The sequence below is a fragment of the Agrobacterium sp. P15N1-A genome, assembly GCF_044626815.1.
GTDB lineage: Bacteria > Pseudomonadota > Alphaproteobacteria > Rhizobiales > Rhizobiaceae > Agrobacterium > Agrobacterium leguminum.
On sequence record NZ_JBIUPF010000004.1, the window covers coordinates 314,122 to 333,543 of the forward strand.

Genomic DNA, 19,422 nt, shown 5'->3' on the forward strand with positions numbered 1-19,422 from the left:
ACCTCCATTCGTTTCTGAATGAACGGCTAACATATGGAATTCCATCCCGTCAACTATCAGGAATATTTTTTTCTTCTAAGGCAAATTATCAATCGTTGCCCAGTCGCCTTTGCGGGTAGGAAATGATCGACAGATAACGCGCGGGAAGCTTCACCAATTCCTCCGGCCCGTGCGGCGCATCGGCGTCGAAAAACAGGCTATCGCCGGCCTGCATGGTGAAAAGCTGCTCGCCGTGGCGGTAAACCACCTCGCCTTCCAGCATGTAGAGAAACTCCATGCCCTCATGCTGGAAGGTCGGGAACACGTCCGAATCCTTGGTCAGCGTGATGAGATAGGGCTCGACGGTGACGCCGCTGGTATTGTTGTCGATATGGCCGAGCAGGCTGTATTGGTGGCCGGCCCGGGTGCCCCTGCGCTCAATATTCACGCCCTGCCCCGCCTTGACGAAGGTGGCGCTGCGCGGTTCCTCGAAACCGCGAAAGAAGGCCGTGATCGGCACACCCAGAGCCTTTGAAAGCGTCTGCAGCGTGGTGAGCGACGGCGAGATATTGCCGTTTTCGATCTTGGAAAGCATGCCCACCGAAACGCCGGTGGCCGATGCAAGATCGGTGACCGTGATGCCGAGTTTCTTGCGATAGGCGCGCACCTCATGGCCAATCGCCATTTCCAGATTATTGACCCTTGGCTCGCGGACGGCATGGGGATCCTGCGACAGGAACTGCGCAGTTTCGGTCTTGGTGGTATCCTTCGCCATGGTGTCCTCCGGCATTATCGTGTTTTCCCTTCCTTACAGGAAAACTATTTTAATTCGGAGGAAATCTTTGCCGCAGTGCATTTGGAGTATGGCCGAACCGGGCCTTGAAGCTTCCCGAAAAATGCCCGGCACTTGAGAAGCCGGTGGCGAAGGCCACTTCGGCAATGGAGAGCGGGCTTTGCTCCAGCAGCCGTCGGGCGTGATCGAGGCGGATCGCGCGGTATGTTTCCAGAAACGTCGTTTTCAGATGGGTTGCGAACAGCCGGTCGAGGTGACGCGCGCTGGTTCCCGCCAGTTTCGCCATGGTCTGCCGGTCGAGCGGGCTTTCAATGGTCGTTTCCATTTTTTCCAGCACGGTCAGCAAGGCCGGATGGTTGGTGCCATGGCGCTCGGCGGCGGAACCCCTTTGCGGCGCGCCGGGTTCGGCCACGGCCGTGTGCAGATACCAGTCGCTGACACGCCGTGCGAAATGCGCGCCCATTCTTTGCGAAATCATCGCGTGCATCATGTCGAGGGGCGCGACGCCGCCGGCGCAGGTGATGCGGTCTCCATCGAAAACAAACCGCGCCTGCCGGGGCGTGAGGTGGCCGAAGGCCTCTTTCAGCACCGGCGCATGCTCCCAGTGAATGGTGAAATCGCGGTTTTCTAGCAATCCCGCCGCCGCCAGCACATAAGCGCCGCTGGAAATGCCCCCGATCCGGACACCCTGCCGCGCCAGCCGCCTTAACGTCCCGTAGGAATTTTCCGCAACGATCCAATCCTGCGGCCCGCCCCCCGCGCAGACGAAGATCGTGTGGCATCTCTCGCCTGCGGTGGCGAGTGCCTCGCAGCCGACAATGATGCCGGAAGAACTTCTGACGGCCCCGCCATCGAAAGACAGCGGAACCACATCGTAAAGATCGGTTCCGGCGATCAGATTGGCGGCCCGCAACGGCTCCGCGGCCGAGGCGTAGGACATCAGCGCGAAATTCGGAACCAGAATGAAACCAATGCGCTGGACATTCTTCTGCTCAATGATCGTCATGTCTCTTTTTTAAATCATTATGTCCTTTATTTGCAATTCCCTTTTGAACGACGCCGGTAAGCTTGCGCGATATCGTTCGAGGTACGCAGATGCGCTATTCCGCCTTTTCCATTTTCAAGAACGGCCTTTTCGGCAACGAAGCGTGGAAACCCGCCTGGCGGGACGTGTCTCCGAAACCGCATTATGACGTCATCATCGTTGGCGGCGGCGGACATGGGTTGGCGACAGCCTATTATCTTGCGAAAGAATTCGGCGTCACCAATGTCGCGGTGCTGGAAAAAAACTACATCGGCTCAGGCAATGTCGGTCGCAACACCACGATCATTCGCTCCAATTATCTGCTGCCGGGTAACAATCCCTTCTACGAGCTTTCGATGAAGCTGTGGGAAGGGCTGGAGCAGGATTTCAATTTCAACGCCATGGTTTCCCAGCGCGGCGTGCTGAACCTCTATCATTCGGATGCGCAGCGCGACGCCTATACAAGGCGCGGAAACGCCATGCGACTGCACGGCGTCGACGCCGAATTGCTGGACCACGCCGCAGTCAAAACCATGCTGCCGTTTCTCGATTTCGACAATGCCCGCTTTCCGGTGCAGGGCGGCCTGCTGCAAAGACGCGGCGGCACCGTGCGTCACGATGCCGTCGCCTGGGGTTATGCGCGCGGCGCAGACAGCCGCGGCGTCGATATCATCCAGGGCTGCGAGGTAACCGGCATTCGCCGCGAAAACGGCAGGGTCGTGGGTGTGGAGACCGCCAAAGGCTTCATCGGCTGCGGCAAGCTGGCGCTGGCGGCAGCCGGTAATTCCTCGCAGGTGGCCGCCATGGCCGGGCTGAAACTGCCAATCGAAAGCCATGTGCTGCAGGCTTTCGTGTCTGAAGGGCTTAAACCCTTCATCGACGGCGTCGTCACCTTCGGGGCCGGCCATTTTTACGTTTCGCAATCGGACAAGGGCGGCCTCGTCTTCGGCGGCGATATAGACGGCTACAATTCTTATGCCCAGCGCGGCAATCTGGCGACGGTCGAACATGTCGCGGAGGCAGGCAAGGCGATGATACCGGCGCTCTCGCGCGTCCGGGTGCTGCGCTCCTGGGGCGGCATCATGGATATGTCGATGGACGGCTCACCGATTATCGACCAGACCCCGATCGACAATCTCTACCTGAATGCCGGCTGGTGTTATGGCGGCTTCAAGGCGACGCCCGCTTCCGGTTTCTGCTTCGCCCATCTTCTGGCGCGCGGCGCACCGCAGGAAACGGCAACGGCCTTCCGGCTGGACCGCTTCCGGCGCGGTTATCTCATCGATGAAAAGGGCCAGGGAGCCCAGCCCAACCTTCATTAAATTTATAGCGGGATTTCAGGCGAAACCCGCTCACACTTTTCGCCATCCCGCTATCTGGCGGATCAAGGACATCTGAAATGGCAAGTCTCGTGCCCTGCCCGCATTGCGGGCCAAGACCCAGGGAAGAATTCACCATCAAGGGCGCAGCCCTTCAAAGGCCTGCCGCCGATGCCGGCGCGGAGGAATGGTTCGATTATGTCTATCTGCGCGACAATCCGCGCGGCGCCTATGAGGAATATTGGCACCATACCTCCGGCTGCCGCCGCTGGCTGGTCGTCACCCGCGATACCGCCACCCATGAGATATCCGCCTGCCGCGACGCCGCCGACAAGACGAAAGTGACAAACGCATGAGCGCCAACCGCCTGAAGACCGGCGGTCTGATCGACCGTTCCAAACCGCTTTCCTTCACCTTCGACGGCAAGCCGATGTCGGGTTTTGAGGGCGATAGCCTCGCTTCCGCCCTGCTCGCCAACGGCCAGAAACTCGTCGGTCGCAGCTTTAAATACCACCGCCCGCGCGGCATATTGACGGCGGGTGCAGCCGAGCCGAACGCGCTGATGACCATCGGCCGCGGCGGGCGCACGGAGCCGAACACCCGCGCCACCATGCAGGAGCTTTATGTCGGGCTGGAAGCCAGCAGCCAGAACCGCTGGCCCTCTCTCGAGTTCGATATCGGCGCCTTGACCGGCCTTCTGTCTCCCTTCCTCGGCGCGGGATTCTATTACAAGACCTTCATGTGGCCTGCCGCCTTCTGGGAAAAGGTTTATGAGCCCTTCATCCGCAAAGCCGCCGGTCTCGGCAAAGCAAGCTACGAGGCGGATCCGGATACCTATGACAAATGCTGGGCGCATTGCGACCTGCTGGTGATCGGCTCCGGCGCGGCGGGTCTGGCGGCAGCGCTTGCCGCAGGACGCGCCGGCGCGCGCGTCATCATTGTCGATGAACATTCCCTCGCAGGCGGCGGCCTTCTTTCCGAAACGGCAGCTATCGGCGGCAAGAGCGCTCCGGATTTCGCGGCGCAATGCGTTGCCGAGCTCGAAACCCTGCCGAATGTGACGATGCTGACGCGAACTACGGCTTTCGGCTGGTATGACGGCAATGTCTTCGGTGCGGTGGAGCGGATGCAGAAACATCTGTCCGATCCGAAAGCCCATGTGCCCGTGGAGCGCCTGTGGCGCATCGCCGCCAAGCGGGCGCTGCTGGCAACCGGCGCGGAAGAACGGCCGCTGGTCTTCGGCGGCAACGATGTTCCCGGCGTGATGATGGCCGGCGCCATGCGCAGCTATCTCAATCGCTATGCCGTCAGCCCCGGCACGGCGACGGCAATTTTCACCACCAACGACAGCGGTTATGCGCTTGCCCGCGATCTGGAGGCGCAGGGTGTCGCTCTGGCCGCCATCATCGACAGCCGTGAGCAGGGCAATCCGGGCTACGAAGGCAAGGCGTGCGTCATCAAGGGTGGCGTCGTCTCCAATGCCAAGGGCGGCAAGGCGCTTTCCGCAATTGAGATTTATGCGAATGGCCGGGCGGAGAAGCTGAATGTCGATGCGCTGGCCATGTCGGGCGGCTTCAGCCCCATCATCCATCTCGCCTGCCATCGCGGCGGCAAGCCGGTCTGGTCGGAAGACGATGCCGCTTTCCTGGCGCCCGGCAATCTCAAGGGGCTGGAACTCGCCGGCGCGGTTTCCGCAATAAACGGTATCGCCGCCTGCCTTGAGGATGGCGCGCGGAAGGGCGCAGCGCTGGCGCAAGAGCTCGGCTTTGCATCAACCGCACCGACATTCGGCACGGTGGAAAACGATATCGTGGCCACGCCTGCAAAGCCGCTCTGGTCCATCCCCGGCATTAAAGCGAAAGCCTTTGTCGATTACCAGAACGACGTTCACCGCAAGGATCTCGGCCTCGCCATCCGTGAAGGTTATGGCCATGTCGAGCTCGCCAAACGCTACACCACGAACGGCATGGCGACGGATCAGGGCAAGCTTTCGAATGTCAATGCCATCGGGCTGCTGGCCGAAGCGCGCGGCGTCTCCCCGGCGGATATCGGCACCACGACGTTCCGGCCGTTTTATACGCCCGTCTCCTTCGGCGCACTGACCGGAGCCTATCACGGCCAGCATTTCCAGCCGGTACGCAAATCGCCGCTGCATGGCTGGGCCGAGAAAAACGGGGCCGTGTTCGTCGAAACCGGGCTCTGGTATCGCTCCTCCTGGTTTCCGCGCGAAGGCGAAAGCGACTGGCGGGAAAGCGTCGACCGTGAGGTTCTGAATGTGCGCAAGAATGCCGGGCTCTGCGATGTATCGATGCTCGGCAAGATCGAAATCTGTGGCAAGGACGCCGCCGAATTCCTGAACCGGGTTTATTGCAACGCTTTCCTCAAACTGCCGGTCGGCAAGGCGCGATATGGCCTGATGCTGCGTGAGGACGGCATGATCTATGACGACGGCACCACCAGCCGGCTGGAGGAAAACCGCTTCTTCATGACGACCACCACCGCCTATGCGGCGGGCGTCATGAACCATCTGGAATTCTGTGCGCAGGCGCTCTGGCCTGATCTCGACGTACGGCTTGCCTCCGTCACCGATCAATGGGCGCAGATGGCGATTGCCGGACCGAAGGCACGCGCGATTCTGCAAAGAATCGTTGATGAAGATATTTCCGATGAAGCCTTTCCCTTTCTTGCGGCCCGGGAAGTTTCCCTGTTTGGCGGGCAACTGCATGGACGCCTGTTCCGGATTTCCTTCTCCGGCGAACTGGCCTACGAGCTTGCCGTCCCGGCCGGTTACGGCGAAAGCGTCGCCGACGCGCTGATGGAAGCCGGCAAACCGGAGAATATCATGCCCTATGGCGTCGAGGCGCTTGGCGTGCTGCGCATCGAAAAGGGACATGTCACCCACAATGAAATCAACGGCACGGTGGTGCCCGCCGATCTCGGCTTCGGCAAAATGGTCTCCACCACAAAGGCCGATTTCATCGGCCGGATGCTGGAGCGCGAGGGGCTTTTCGCCGCCGACCGTCCGAGCCTCGTCGGCGTCGTGCCGCTCGATCCAAAACAGTCCTTCCGCACCGGCTCGCATATTCTTGCGAAGGATGCCGCGGCAACGCTGGAGAACGATCAGGGTTATGTGACCTCCAGTGCGTTCTCACCGCATCTGGGTTCGACCATCGGTCTCGCCCTGGTCAAGAATGGCCCTGCGCGACATGGCGAGGAAATCACGGTCTGGAATGGCCTGCGCAACGAATTTACCCAAGCCCGCCTTTGCAACCCGGTTTTTGTCGATCCTCAAAACGAGAAACTCCATGTCTGATTTCAAGCCTGACTTCAAATCCGGCTTCCGGCCGACACTCCGCCCGGTGCTGGGCGCGAAGCGAGCGATTGCCTCCACCGCCATCAAACTCTCCCCTTTTCCAGAAGGCGCGATCATCCACTTTCTGGCCGCACCGGACGCAACGGATCTGGAAGCCCGCCTTCGCGACCTTGCCAAAGGCGATATACGCGCGGTCTCACCGGGCCAATGGTTCATCGTCGGTGAACACCCTCTGTCACACGCTGATATGAAGGCGCTTCTTGCGGCGCTCGAACCTCAGGCGACGGGTGTCGACCAGAGCCAGGGACGCGTTCGCATCCGCATCGAAGGCAAGATGGCCGAGCGGGTTCTGGCCAAAGGCACGGCGGTCGACTTGTCTCTCGCAGCCTTCCCGGTAGGACATTCCGCCGCGACGCTGATCGGCCACATCGCCGCCCACCTCACCCGCGTCGACGGACAGGTCTTCGAAGTCATCGTGCTGCGCGGTTTTGCCGAAAGCCTGTGGGACGACCTTGCCCGGATGAGTCTCGAATTCCAGTGATCGTGTCGGTCAGGTCCAGATGCTTTCGGGCGTCAGGATTTCGAAGGGCACGATCCGCTGCTCAACGGAGGACGAATCTCCGTTCTCGATGCGCCGTAACATCACGTCGATCAACTGCTGCGGCATCCTGTCGAGGGGAAGCGGCAGCGAGGCGGTGATCAGCCCTTCGTTGAGGCCTTTTCGTGTTTCCGGCCCGATATCGTTACAGATGATTTTTATGTCGCGCTGCCGCTCGGCAGGCAGTTCCCTGAGTGCGCGCAGAACGCCCGATATGCCGCCGCCATTGACATAAATCCCCCGGAGTCCCGGTTCGGCAGCAATCATATCCCGCACGATGACATAGGCGTTTTCCGGCTCCTCGTGGGTCAGCAGCGTTTCCGCGACCTGAAGTTCAGGCGTGTTCTCGCGCATATAGGAGCGGAAGCTGGCGTCCGAAACATCCTGGCACTGATACCGATTGCTGCCGATCAGAGGCACGACCACGCCCTCGCCCTTTACCGTCTGGCTGAGGAACCATGCCGCCGTGCGGCCGCGTTTCCAGCTGTCGGTGCCGACAAAGCCCGCGCGGCTTGCCGCCGACAGATCGGATACGTAAGTCACCACCGGAACGCCCCTGCCCCGCAGCTCGTCGATCGCCTGGCTGACGAGCGGATGATCGGCCGTCACCACCGCGATTGCGCCGCAGGATTGTCCCATCTTCAGGAGATTGGCGGAAACGGCCTCCGGTGAAAGATCGTCCTCGAAAACGACATCCGGCTCGATGATGCTATCCGGCCGCTGACGTGCGGCGGCGACGATCCCTTCCGCCCAAAGCCGGTAAAGCGGCCGGTGGGATTGCTGCAGCAGAAAGCCGAGCCGGTGATGGGGCATGGCCTCGCGGCGACGGTCCTTGATGGTACCAAGACCGTAAAAACCGATCTCCTCCGCCGCCTTGAGTATCTGGTCGATCGTATCCTGGCGCACGGCGGTCGAACCGTGCAGCAGCCGGTTGACCGTGGAGATGCTGACACCGGCGGCTTTCGCAAGATCGGTAATGGTCGGTCGGTTCATGACGCCTCACAATCGTATCATCCATGAATGACATTAAATGATATTAAATGCAACATTAAATGAAATATAAATTCCATTCCCATGAAAATGAAAGATATAAATCACCCTGTCATTAGGGCCCGTCGGGAGAATGGGCAGGGAGGAAGCAATGGCATTTTTCAGGAAATTTCTCGCAACGGGCGCTGTCTCGCTCGTGATGGCATCCGGCGCGTTCGCGGCCAATATCGCCGTTGTCGGCGGCAAGAATGACGATGCGTTCTGGAACCTCATCAAAAAGGGTGTCGACGACGCACGCCTCGTGGTCGAGGCGAATGGCGGCAAGGTCAATTACCTGCGTTTGCAGACCTATGACAATTTCGCGCCCGATGTGGTGCAGCTGATCCAGACCGCCATCAGCCAGAAGGTCGATGGCCTCGTCATTCCGAACTGGGTTCCGGAAGGCGAGGACCCGGCGATCCGGGAAGCCATCAATGCCGGTATCAAGGTCATTCTCATGAATGCCGGTGGGCACGAAAAGGCCAAGGAACTCGGCGCGATCAATTATGTCGGCTCCGACGAATATATTGCCGGCGTCGCCGGCGGCGAATATTTCGCGAAACAGGGCAAAAACAACGTCATCTGCGTCAACACTGTTCCGGGCGCCGCCAATCAGGAGGCGCGCTGCAAGGGCGTCATCGACGGCATCACCAAGGCCGGAGGCGCCGGCAAGCAGCTGCCGCTTCCCGCCACCAGCTTCGGCGACGCCACCGCCGTCGCCGAAGCAATCAAGGCGACATTGCTACAGGACAGCAAGATCGACGGCGTCCTGACCATTTCGGCGGGCGATGCGGATTCCGCCGCCATCGGCATCATGCAGGCCGGCAAGACCGAAACCGCCCTGCTTGGCACTTTCGATCTCAACCAGTCCGGCCTCGACCGGATCAAGGACGGGACGCAGGGTTTCGCAATCGACCAGCAGCCCTATCTGCAATCATTGCTGGCCGTAACGCTTCTGGCCTCGGCCATCGATTTCGGAACCGATCTGCCGACCGCCCCGCTGCTGACGGGACCGAACATCGTCGACAAATCCAACATCCAGACCACGCTTGCCGGCGTCGCCAAGGGAGCGCGCTAAGCGGTTATCCATACCCGCTCCCGATCTCCGGCGAAACCGGGGATCGGGCTTTGACGGGAAGGATATCCCCCTCGGCACCTAGGGCCAATATTGGAGTGAACGACGTGAAAAATCTCTCTTTGGGCGACCTTCTGCGCCGCCCGGAATCAGGCGCCTTTCTCGGCCTTGTTTTCGTTCTTGCCTTCTTCGTCATCTTCGGCAGCATCGATTTCCTGAAACCCGCCGGTGCCGCAAGCTGGCTGAATGTCGCCGCCAATCTCGGCATCGTCGCCATTCCCGTTGGGTTGCTGATGATTTCCGGCGAGCTCGATATTTCCATCGGCGCGATGATCCCGGCCGGCGCGCTGACGGTCGCCATTATCTCCGGTTATTACGGCATGCCGATCTGGCTCGGCATTATCGGCGCGCTTGGTCTTGGGGTGCTTGTCGGGCTTATCAACGGCTTTCTGGTGATACGGACCGTGGTGCCCTCACTGATCGTCACGCTCGGCACGCTGTTTGCGGTGCAGGGGCTGATCCTCGGCTTTTCCGTGCTGTTAACCGGCACGACCAGTGTGGCGCTTAGCCCGGCGCAATCCGGCCCCATCGCTAAATTTCTCTTCGGACATTTCATCGGCGGCAGTTTTCAGGTCAGCATCGTCTGGTGGCTGCTGCTGACGGCGATCTATATCTTCTATGTCCATTATTCGCCCTTCGGAAACTGGATCTTCGCCATGGGCGGCGACCGGGTGAGTGCCCGCAATGCCGGCATTCCCACCGACAAGCTGACGGTCACGCTTTTCGTCCTTTCCTCCGTCAGCGCCTCCTTCGTCGGTGTCTGTCAGGCGATCCTCTTCAATGTCGCCCAGGTTTCGGCCGGCATGACCTTCATATTCAACTCCATCATCGCGGTCGTCGTGGGTGGGGTGCTGCTGACGGGCGGTTTCGGTTCAGTAATCGGCATTTTTCTCGGCACCATCACCTTCGCCATCGTCAACCAGGGCATCTATTTCACTTCGTTTGACCGCAACTGGTCGAGCCTCATCATCGGCGTCATGCTGCTCCTGGCCGTGCTGATGAACAACACCTTCCGCGTCATGGCGCTCACCTATTCGCCGAAGAAGAAGTGAGGCTGGACGATGACCACACCCATTCTCGAACTCAGAAACGTCAACAAATCCTTCGGCCCGATCGATGTTCTGCACGACATCTCGCTAAAGGTGCGCGCCGGCGAGGTGCTCTGCCTGCTGGGCGACAATGGTGCTGGAAAATCCACACTGATAAAGACACTGGCCGGGGTTTATCAGCCCAGTTCCGGTGAGTTGCTGATGGATGGCAAGCCGGTCGATTTCGACGGGCCACGCGCTGCGCAGCGCATGGGCATTTCCACCGTGCACCAGTTCGGCGGAACCTTTCCGCTGATGAGCATCGGCCGCTCCTTCTTCATCGGCGCCGAACCCACGAAAGGCTTCTGGCCTTTCCGCATCTACGACCGCAAGAAGGCCAATGAAATCGCCGTCAAGGCGGTGCAGGAATTCGGCATCACCCGCATCGATGACGGCGACCGCCTGATCGGCGGGCTCTCCGGTGGCGAGCGGCAATCGCTCGCCATCGCCCGCGCGGTGCATTTTGGCGCACGCGTTCTGATCCTCGACGAGCCGACGGCGGCGCTGGGCGTGAAACAGGCGTCCCACGTCCTGCGCATTGTCCTTGAAGCCCGCAAGCGGGGGATAGCGGTGATCTTCATCACCCATCAGGTCACCCACGCTATCGCCGTCGGCGACCATTTTGCCGTGCTCATCCGCGGCGCAGTCGCCGCCAATTTTCGCAAGGGTGAAAAATCCCGCGAGGAGATCACCGACCTGATGGCCGGCGGCGAGGCGCTCGCCGATCTCGGTGCCGAGGTGGAAAATTACATGGCCAGCCCTGACGGCCATCCGCCGCAGCAGCCATCCAGTTAAGACATAGAGAAGGATCAAGACCGATGAAAATCGCCATCGACCCCCACATGCACCGTTTCACCAGCCTCGATGAGCTGCCCGCCAAGGTGAAGGAGCTCGGCTACGACTGGATCGAACTCAGCCCGCGCGCCGATTTCCTCGAATGGTTCAAGGCGCCGCGCGTCTTTCCCGAGCGTATCAGGTCCTTCAAGAAAGCGCTGAAAGAAGCCGATGTCGGCATCGCCTCACTGCTGCCGATGTATCGCTGGGCCTCCAATGACGAGACCGAACGGCAAGCGGCGGTGAAACACTGGAAACGCGCCATCGAGATCGCCATCGAACTGGAGGTCGATACGATGAACTCCGAATTCGGCCGCGGACCGCATCCCGACAAGGGTTCCTGCTACTGCTGCCATACCGGCTCGATGATCGAGGCCTGCGAGGATGCCTGGTGGCGCTCGATGGAAGAACTGGTGCCGATCTTCGAGCGCGAAAACATCAACCTGCATGTCGAGCCGCATCCGGAAGACTGGTGCGAAACGCTGCAGCCGGCGCTGGACATCATCCGCACCGTCAATTCGAAGAACGTCAAATTCCTCTATTGCGCGCCGCACACCTTCTATTTCGGTGATGACACCAAGGCGATGCTGCGCGAAGCGAAGGATGTGCTCGCCCATGTGCATGTCGGCGATACCTTCAACCACAAGGCCAGCTCCGGGCTTCGTTATATCCTCAACCCGCCGGGCACGCAGGCGCGGGTGCACCAGCATCTCAATATCGGCCAGGGCGAAGTTCCATGGGACGACTTCTTCAGCACACTTTCCGAAATCGGCTTCGACGGCATCATGACCTCCTGCGTCTTTGCCTGGGAAGACAGGGCCGATGAATCGAGCCGGTTCATGCGCAGCAAGATGCAGGACTATATCGACCTCTATTTCAAGAAATAACGCGGCAAACCGGCGCTGAAGCTGAGGCGGACCCAGCCTCCGGCCACGGCCATTGGCAACATCAAATGGAAAGACGACCGACATGATCAACGGAGAAAGACTGATTTCACGCCCGCTGCGCTGGGCCATGGTGGGCGGCGGACGCACGGGACAGGTGGGTTACAAGCACCGCACCGGTGCGCTTCGCGACGGCAATTACCAGCTCGTCGCCGGCGCATTCGACCTCGATACCGAAAGAGGCCGTGACTTTGGCGTCAATCTCGGCGTTGCAGCGGAACGCTGCTATGCGGATTACAAGGCGCTGATTGCCGGTGAAACGGCACGCGAAGACGGTGTTGACGTCGTCTCCATCGCCACCCCCAATTTCACCCATTACGAGATCACCAAAGCCTGCCTTGAGGCAGGGCTGCATGTCATCTGCGAAAAACCGCTATTCTTCACCGTGGCGGAATGCGACGAGGTGGCGCGGTTGGCCGAACGGAAGGGCCTGATCGTCGGCGTTACCTATGGCTTTACCGGGCATCCGCTCGTCCACCAGATGGCGGCCATGGTCAAGAAGGGAATGCTGGGCGACATCCGTATCGTTGACCTGCAATATACCCACGGCTTCAATGCCGGCGACGATGTGGGCGCGGGCGAAGCCGTCAAATGGCGCACCAATCCCCGCACCGCCGGCCCGACCTTCGTGCTGGGCGATATCGGCACGCATCTTTATTATCTCTCGGAAGTCGTACTGCCGCATATGAAGGTAGAACGCCTGCTCTGCGACCGCAAGGCTTTCATCCCCACGCGCGCGCCGCTGGAGGACCACGCCACCGTTCTGATGCATTACGACAATGGCGCACGCGGCCGTCTCTGGGTTTCCTCCGTCAATGCCGGCAATATGGGATCGCAGCGTTACCGCTTCGTCGGCTCCAAGGCGTCCCTCGAATGGTCAGATTCCCATCCCGACCAGCTGATCTACGAGGTTCAGGGCGAACCCGGCCGCATCCTGCACCACGGCATGCCATATCTGGAACAGGAAAGCCTCGCCATCGACCGCATGGGCGCATTGCATACCGAAGGTCTCGGTGACAGCTGGTCGAATATCTATCTCTGGATCGCCCAGGCCATCGACGCGGCAAATCGCGGTGACAGGGCCTTTCTAAAGACCCACCATTATCCCGGCATCACGGCCGGCACCGAAGGCGTTCGCTGGCTGGAAAACTGCGTCCGTTCGGCCGATGCCGGCGCCGCCTGGGTCGATTTCGCTTAACCAGCTTGGGGGCGCGCCGGACAACTCTCCCGTCCTCCTCCTCTTCAGGCGCGTCCCCATACCTCCTCGGAAAGATGAACGATGAAACTCGCAATTTGTACTGACGTCATGGCAAGCCTGCCCTTCACCGATATGCTCGACAAATGCGTCGCGCTCGGTGTCGAGGGCATCGAGATGACCGGGGGCGGCTGGTCCAGCGGCCCGCATTTCAGGGCCGACGAACTGTTGGCGGATAAGGGGCTTCTCAAATCCAGGCTCAAGGAAATCGAGGCCCGTGGCCTCGAAATCGCTGCGCTGAATTGCTCCGCCAATCCGCTCGATCCCGGCGATATGGGCAAGCGCCACCTGAAGGAGATCGAGGACACCGTCCGGCTGGCGGGCGAAATCGGTGTGACGAAGATCGTCACCATGTCCGGCCTGCCGGAAGCAGCGCCGGGTGACACCGTGCCGAACTGGCTCGTCTACACCAAGAGCTGGCCGAACGAGATGCCGGAGCGCGACCGTTACCAATGGGAAGATCGCGCCTTTCCGCTCTGGCACGGGCTTGTGAAGCTCGCCCGGGAAGCGGGCGTCGAAAAATATGCGCTCGAGAATTTCTCGGCCATGCTCGTCTGGAACCCGGAAACCCTGTTTCGCCTGCGCAATGAGGTTGGCCCGACGGTGGGCATGAATCTCGATCCGTCGCACCTGATGTGGATGGGGGCCGATCCCATCGCCTCTGCCCGTGCACTCGGCAGCGCGATCCACCATTGCCACGGCAAGGACACCCGCATCGAACGCGGACTGGCCGATGTGAACGGGCTGCTGGAACTCAAAGAGGTGACTGACGTCGCCAACCGCAGCTGGAACTATGTGGCGGTGGGCGCCGGCCATGATCTGCAATGGTGGAAGGAATTTTTCTCCGTGGTGCGCATGGCCGGTTACGATGGCTGGGTCAGTCTGGAAATGGAGGATTTCACCATGTCCACCGAGGCGGGCATCCAGTCTTCCATCGACGCCCTTAAAGCCACCATCAGCCGCTGAAACCCGCTCCGGGCCGCAGAAGGCGGCCCGGCGTCAATTGCGCCACGAGGATGCCATGACCAACCGGATCACCATCACCACCGCTCCCTGCTGCTGGGGCGTCGACGACGTCAAGAACCCCCATCTGCCCCATTGGGAAAAGGTGCTGGACGAGGCGAAGGCCGCCGGTTTCGGCGGCCTGGAACTCGGCCCCTACGGTTATCTGCCGCTCGACCTCGAGCGTGTTTCGCAGGCGCTCAATGAGCGCGATCTGAAAATCGTCGCCGGCACGATTTTCGACGATCTGGTCTCACCGGAGAACCGCAACAATCTGCTGCGCCAGACCGACGAGATCTGCGCGCTGATCACCCGCCTGCCGAAACCGGAAACCCATGCCGGCCAACGCTTTTCCGCCCCCTATCTGACGGTGATGGACTGGGGACATGACGAGCGGGACTATGCCGCCGGCCACTCCGACCGCGCGCCGCGCCTCGATGGGGGTGCATGGAACGACATGGTGGAGAACATCCGCGCCATCGCAACGCTTGCCCGCGACAAATATGGCGTGCGCGCCACTATCCACCCCCATGCCGGCGGCTACATCGAATTTGCCGATGAGTTGCAGCAGATCGTCGAAGACATTCCCGCCGATCTGGCGGGCCTGTGCCTCGATACCGGCCATATGGCCTATTCCGGCATGGACCCCGTCACCACGCTTCGCCGCTATTGGGACCGTGTCGACTATATTCATTTCAAGGATATCGACGCCACGGTTTTCGAGGAGGTGATGGCAGAACGCATCCGCTTCTTCGACGCCTGCGCCAAAGGCGTCATGTGCCCCATCGGTCGCGGCTCAATCGACTATCCAGCCATCCGCAGCCTTTTGACGGAACTCGGCTATGGCGGCTATATCACCATCGAACAGGAGCGCGACCCGCGCAATGCCGGCGGCATTCTGGATGATCTGGCGGCCAGCAGGGCGTTTCTTGCTGAGTGTGGGTTCTGAGCGGGTACAATATAGGCAAGTGCCTCGTGCCAAGGATTGACCCGGCGCGGCCAAGTGAAAATAACGGGCAGACTAAGCTTCTGAGTGGAAAATCTTCTGAACGAAAATTATGGCGGAGAGGGTGGGATTCGAACCCACGATACCCTTGCAGGTATGCCGCATTTCGAGTGCGGTGCATTCGACCACTCTGCCACCTCTCCGCATGCGCGAACGCTTGCGTTGCGCGCTCCTCTTAAACATCAATGGCCGGGCTGACATACATGAGAGTGGCCGGTTCGTGCCGGTAATCAGTTCTCTATCATTTGATTGGCACGTTGCGCAAATGGGCAGCAATGCGCGCCCTCTCATCCTGCCTCGTAAGCCTGCCTTAGGAGAGTCTGCGCTTTCTCGAAATCTGCCATTGATCTCAGTATCACCTGCAGGTCGCCGCTGCCGTAATGGCCTATATTTCGAAAATCACGCGTAAAGCCTTCTTCGAGATCCAGCTCCGCAGGATTTAATTTGAGAAAAAGCATTACAGTCCGAGCTTGCGGATAGATTTCCATGCACACGAAATTCTTTAATCGCTTAAATGCTGTGTAGAGCTTGAGCTCCTTGACCTGGACGTCATCACCGAGCCCCACAAGGAATTGGTATACTGCATCGTAGATGTCGCGAAGCTCTGACGATGACTGGGACAGGCGATAGCTCATCCGGTTGCTGAGATAGGGATCGTTGGGCTGTCCTACCTCCGTCGTGTGATCCGCAACTTGCGGCTCAGCCGATGCCTTTGTCACGCTCAACCGTGCGGACTTGGGCGCATGCACAAGCTCGATCATCAACAGGTCATCACCAAACTTACGGTAACGAATAAGCTCGATGTTTCGTGCAATCTGCTTGACTGCGTGCTCGTCATATCGCGTAAAATCGCCGGCAATACAAAGCAGACGCGGCGAGGTCCAATCTACGGCTTTGGCTACCTCCGGCCCCAGGCGCTCCATCACCAGCCATTGAAACTCCTTGCGATGATCGAGCAACCAATCGAGGTAGAAGAGCCCTTGATTGATGACATTCTCATTGACCGAACGCTTATATTCGATGATGACGGGTGAATTGTCTTCATCCACACCGAGCGTATCAATCCTGCCGCCGTGGACTGCACCAGTTGAATGTTCGCTGGCGAGAAATCGAATTCCAAGGAGAGCTTCCAGGTTTGCCTCGAATAACTTCTGGAGCGATTTCTCGACCTGGACGGCAGCACCGGCAAGCTCCGTCACTTGGCCACCATTGAAATGAAACAGCTTGATATCGCTCAAAATTTACTCCGATAAGGATCAGAAATTGCACACAAAGTTCTATTCGCCTTAACGCCGTTGTCCAGATAAATTGCCACGCGGCTCCGATTTGATATTGTGAGCGCTGAGCATGACGGGGAATATGTAACGTGACGACTTTGAGCCTTTCGCAGCTGGAAAACCATCTCTGGAGGGCGGCGGATATCTTGCGGGGATCGATCGATTCCGGCGACTACAAGCACTACATTTTCGGTCTTCTGTTCTTCAAGCGCCTCTCGGATGTCTGGGAGGAGGAGTATGAGGAACGACTGGCGCGCTACCATGATGCCGATCTGGCGGCCGATCCAGATGAGCACCGCTTCGATATTCCCAGGGGCCATTTCTGGAAACATGTGCGCAAGCACACGACCGACATCGGCACCCATCTGAACGCAGCCTTCCGCGCCATTGAAGACGCGAACATGAAGCTGCGCGGCGTCTTCCAGGATGTCGATTTCAACAACAAGGAGCGCTTTCCGGATGCCATGCTGGAAAAGCTGCTGCAGCATTTCGAGACCTATCGCCTGCGCAATTCCGATGTCGAGCCGGATGTGCTGGGCCAGGCCTATGAATATCTGATCGCCCAGTTTGCCGATGATGCCGGTAAGAAGGGTGGCGAGTTCTACACGCCGAAGATGGTCGTGCGGCTGATCGTTGAGTGCCTGAAGCCGGAAGAAGGCATGTCGATCTATGACCCGACCTGCGGCTCGGGCGGCATGCTCTTGGAGGCCGTGCATCATCTGGAGCGTCAGGGCAAGAACCCGAAAAGCCTTTCGCTTTTCGGCCAGGAGCGTAACCTCAACACCTGGGCCATCTGCCAGATGAACCTGTTCCTGCACGATATCGATGATGCGCAAGTGGCGCGTGGCGATACGCTGCTGGAGCCAAAACATCTGACGGGCGACAGCGTGAAGGCCATCCGCACCTTTGACCGGGTGTTGGCCAACCCGCCCTTTTCGCTGAAAAGCTGGGGCCGTGATGTCTGGTCGAAGGGGGACGCCTATGGCCGCGACCGCTATGGCTGCCCGCCAAAGTCCTATGGTGACCTCGCCTTCGTGCAGCATATGGTGGCGAGCCTTAAGGAGGATGGCGTCTGCGGTGTGGTGCTGCCGCATGGCGTGCTGTTTCGCGGCGGTGCCGAGGGCAAGATCCGTGAGGGACTGATCACGGACGATCTGATCGAGGCCGTCATCGGCCTTGCACCAAACCTCTTCTATGGCGCCGGCATTCCGGCCTGCGTCCTGATCCTGCGCAAGCAGAAGCCGGCAGCGCGCAAGGGCCAGATCCTGATCGTCAACGGCGCCGAGCATTTCGTCGAAGGCAAGGCGCAGAACCATCTGTCGGAGGGCAATGTCGCCACGCTGGCGAAAGCCTATGTCGACTTTGCCGATGCCGAGCGGCTGGCGCGGGTGGTGCCATCAAGCGAAATCGAGGCGAATGACTTCAACCTCAACATCAGCCGCTATGTGCATCTGGGTGAAGAGGCTGAAGAGGTTGATGTTGCTGCGGAAGTGGAAAAGTTGGTCGAACTTCAGGTCGAAAGGGATGCGGCGGAAGCCCGGATGATGGGCTTTCTGCGGGAGCTTGGCTATGTCGCATGAAGTGCCGGAGGGGTGGAAGCTGAACCCGCTGACGGATTTGGCCAACTATATTAATGGGCGCGCATTTAAGCCTGAGGATTGGGTGAGCAGCGGTCTACCCATCATTCGTATTGCGAACATGACCAATTCAGATGCTGCCTTCAACTTCTATGAGGGCGAAGACATCGATGATGGTCACTTGGTTCGAAATGGAGATATTCTTTTCTCATGGTCAGCGACGCTCTCAATCCAGAAATGGACAAGGGGGGCAGCAGTATTGAATCAGCACATATTTAAAGTCGTCCCAGCAGAGTCTGTTCAGCCAGATTGGCTACTTTACGTCCTCCAGAACGAAGTCGAACGCCTAGCCGACCAATCGCATGGCAGCACCATGAAGCACATCAAAAAGGGAGTGCTTAAAACGCATCATGTCGGCGTGCCCCCACTCCATGAACAACGCCGCATCGCCGAAGTCCTGTCCAGCGTCGATGAGGTCATTGCGGCAACGCGGGCGGTGATCGAGCAGACCAGAAAGGTCAAGCAGGGCGTGCTGGAACGCCTGCTTACCAAAGGCATCGGCCACACCCGCTTCAAGCAGACGGAGATCGGAGAGATCCCGGAGGGGTGGGACCTTGCCACGCTTGAAGAGCTTCTTGCTGACATTCCCAACCCGATGCGCAGCGGTCCCTTCGGGAGTGCGCTGAAAAGCGAAGAGCTTGTGGAAACTGGCATTCCCTTCCTCGGGATCGACAACATTCAAGTTGAGCAGTTCATTCGCAACTACAAGCGCTTCCTTTCAGAAGACAAGTTTCGGCAACTACGGCGCTTTGCCGTGAACCCGAATGATGTCGTGATCACGATTATGGGAACCGTAGGGCGCTGTTGCGTCGTCCCGCCAGATATTGGCGAGGCTGTTTCATCGAAGCATATCTGGGCGATGAGCCTGGACCATGAGCGATACATTCCTGACCTGGCCTGCTGGCAAATGAATTTCGCGCCATGGATCGTCAGTAAATTTACTACGTCTGCCCAAGGCGGCATTATGAGCGCGATTAACTCAGGCATTTTGAGGAAGCTGGTATTCCCTGTCCCCGGCTTAGAAGAACAGCGCCAGATCCTTCAGATATGGCAATCGTTTCAACGTGAACTTCAGGTCGAGCAAGCGAAACTGCAAAATCTGGAGGAACTCAAATCCGCTCTGATGTCCGACGTCCTCACCGGTCGCAAGCGTGTGACCGACACCCTGCTCATGGCAGCGGAGTAAGCG

Annotated in this window: 17 protein-coding genes and 1 tRNA gene; 13 read left to right on the forward strand and 5 right to left on the reverse strand. The window is 59.4% G+C overall.

The features are described 5' to 3' along the window. Positions 1–88: 88 nt before the first annotated feature. Positions 89–769, reverse strand: a complete 681-nt coding sequence (locus ACIK7D_RS16515; protein ID WP_162936883.1) for an XRE family transcriptional regulator — start codon at positions 767–769, stop codon at positions 89–91. 34 nt (positions 770–803) lie between these two features. Beyond that, complete coding sequence (locus tag ACIK7D_RS16520; protein ID WP_174024378.1) at positions 804–1,778, reverse strand: GlxA family transcriptional regulator; 975 nt, start codon at positions 1,776–1,778, stop codon at positions 804–806. Positions 1,779–1,867: 89 nt separating this feature from the next. Here ACIK7D_RS16520 and ACIK7D_RS16525 point away from each other — a divergent pair, with 89 nt between their 5' ends. The 4 genes from ACIK7D_RS16525 to soxG all read left to right on the forward strand — a co-directional run bounded on the left by ACIK7D_RS16525 (position 1,868) and on the right by soxG (position 6,969). After that, complete coding sequence (locus ACIK7D_RS16525; RefSeq protein WP_400156827.1) at positions 1,868–3,118, forward strand: sarcosine oxidase subunit beta family protein; 1,251 nt, start codon at positions 1,868–1,870, stop codon at positions 3,116–3,118. A 77-nt stretch (positions 3,119–3,195) separates the two neighbouring features. Next, positions 3,196–3,471 (forward strand): sarcosine oxidase subunit delta, encoded by a 276-nt coding sequence (locus ACIK7D_RS16530; protein WP_020813497.1) that lies wholly within the window; start codon positions 3,196–3,198, stop codon positions 3,469–3,471. Further along, positions 3,468–6,428, forward strand: coding sequence for a sarcosine oxidase subunit alpha (locus ACIK7D_RS16535; RefSeq protein WP_400156828.1), 2,961 nt, complete (start codon positions 3,468–3,470; stop codon positions 6,426–6,428). Before ACIK7D_RS16530 ends, ACIK7D_RS16535 begins: the two co-directional genes overlap by 4 nt. Further along, complete coding sequence (soxG, locus tag ACIK7D_RS16540) at positions 6,421–6,969, forward strand: sarcosine oxidase subunit gamma family protein (RefSeq protein ID WP_400156829.1); 549 nt, start codon at positions 6,421–6,423, stop codon at positions 6,967–6,969. The genes ACIK7D_RS16535 and soxG overlap by 8 nt, the downstream gene beginning before the upstream one ends. A gap of 9 nt (positions 6,970–6,978) precedes the next feature. Here soxG and ACIK7D_RS16545 read toward each other — a convergent pair whose 3' ends face one another. Further along, positions 6,979–8,019: a LacI family DNA-binding transcriptional regulator gene (locus ACIK7D_RS16545; RefSeq protein ID WP_020813500.1), complete on the reverse strand. Its 1,041-nt coding sequence runs from the start codon at positions 8,017–8,019 to the stop codon at positions 6,979–6,981. Positions 8,020–8,167: 148 nt separating this feature from the next. On the opposite strand from ACIK7D_RS16545, the gene ACIK7D_RS16550 reads away from it, so the two are divergent. From ACIK7D_RS16550 to ACIK7D_RS16580, 7 genes are all read left to right on the forward strand, one after another. After that, positions 8,168–9,133 carry a substrate-binding domain-containing protein gene (locus ACIK7D_RS16550; protein ID WP_400156830.1) on the forward strand — a complete coding sequence of 322 codons (966 nt, stop codon included), beginning with the start codon at positions 8,168–8,170 and terminating at the stop codon, positions 9,131–9,133. A 104-nt stretch (positions 9,134–9,237) separates the two neighbouring features. Then, positions 9,238–10,242, forward strand: a complete 1,005-nt coding sequence (locus ACIK7D_RS16555; RefSeq protein WP_400156831.1) for an ABC transporter permease — start codon at positions 9,238–9,240, stop codon at positions 10,240–10,242. A gap of 9 nt (positions 10,243–10,251) precedes the next feature. Continuing rightward, positions 10,252–11,073: an ATP-binding cassette domain-containing protein gene (locus ACIK7D_RS16560; protein ID WP_400156832.1), complete on the forward strand. Its 822-nt coding sequence runs from the start codon at positions 10,252–10,254 to the stop codon at positions 11,071–11,073. 23 nt (positions 11,074–11,096) lie between these two features. Further along, on the forward strand, positions 11,097–11,999 hold the full coding sequence (locus ACIK7D_RS16565; protein WP_127755503.1) for a sugar phosphate isomerase/epimerase family protein: 903 nt from the start codon (positions 11,097–11,099) through the stop codon (positions 11,997–11,999). Between the two features lie 82 nt (positions 12,000–12,081). Continuing rightward, a complete protein-coding gene (locus ACIK7D_RS16570) occupies positions 12,082–13,254 on the forward strand; it encodes a Gfo/Idh/MocA family protein (RefSeq protein WP_400156833.1) in 1,173 nt (390 codons plus the stop codon). Positions 13,255–13,335: 81 nt separating this feature from the next. Beyond that, positions 13,336–14,277 (forward strand): sugar phosphate isomerase/epimerase, encoded by a 942-nt coding sequence (locus ACIK7D_RS16575; RefSeq protein ID WP_135397079.1) that lies wholly within the window; start codon positions 13,336–13,338, stop codon positions 14,275–14,277. A gap of 55 nt (positions 14,278–14,332) precedes the next feature. Then, positions 14,333–15,262, forward strand: a complete 930-nt coding sequence (locus ACIK7D_RS16580) for a sugar phosphate isomerase/epimerase family protein (protein WP_400156834.1) — start codon at positions 14,333–14,335, stop codon at positions 15,260–15,262. 110 nt (positions 15,263–15,372) lie between these two features. Here ACIK7D_RS16580 and ACIK7D_RS16585 read toward each other — a convergent pair. Then, positions 15,373–15,462, reverse strand: a tRNA-Ser gene (locus tag ACIK7D_RS16585). 144 nt (positions 15,463–15,606) lie between these two features. Beyond that, positions 15,607–16,557, reverse strand: a complete 951-nt coding sequence (locus ACIK7D_RS16590; protein ID WP_400156835.1) for a DUF5655 domain-containing protein — start codon at positions 16,555–16,557, stop codon at positions 15,607–15,609. A 128-nt stretch (positions 16,558–16,685) separates the two neighbouring features. On the opposite strand from ACIK7D_RS16590, the gene ACIK7D_RS16595 reads away from it, so the two are divergent. Beyond that, a complete protein-coding gene (locus ACIK7D_RS16595) occupies positions 16,686–18,176 on the forward strand; it encodes an N-6 DNA methylase (protein WP_400156836.1) in 1,491 nt (496 codons plus the stop codon). Further along, on the forward strand, positions 18,166–19,419 hold the full coding sequence (locus tag ACIK7D_RS16600) for a restriction endonuclease subunit S (RefSeq protein ID WP_400156837.1): 1,254 nt from the start codon (positions 18,166–18,168) through the stop codon (positions 19,417–19,419). The genes ACIK7D_RS16595 and ACIK7D_RS16600 overlap by 11 nt, the downstream gene beginning before the upstream one ends. The last annotated feature ends 3 nt before the right edge of the window (positions 19,420–19,422 follow it).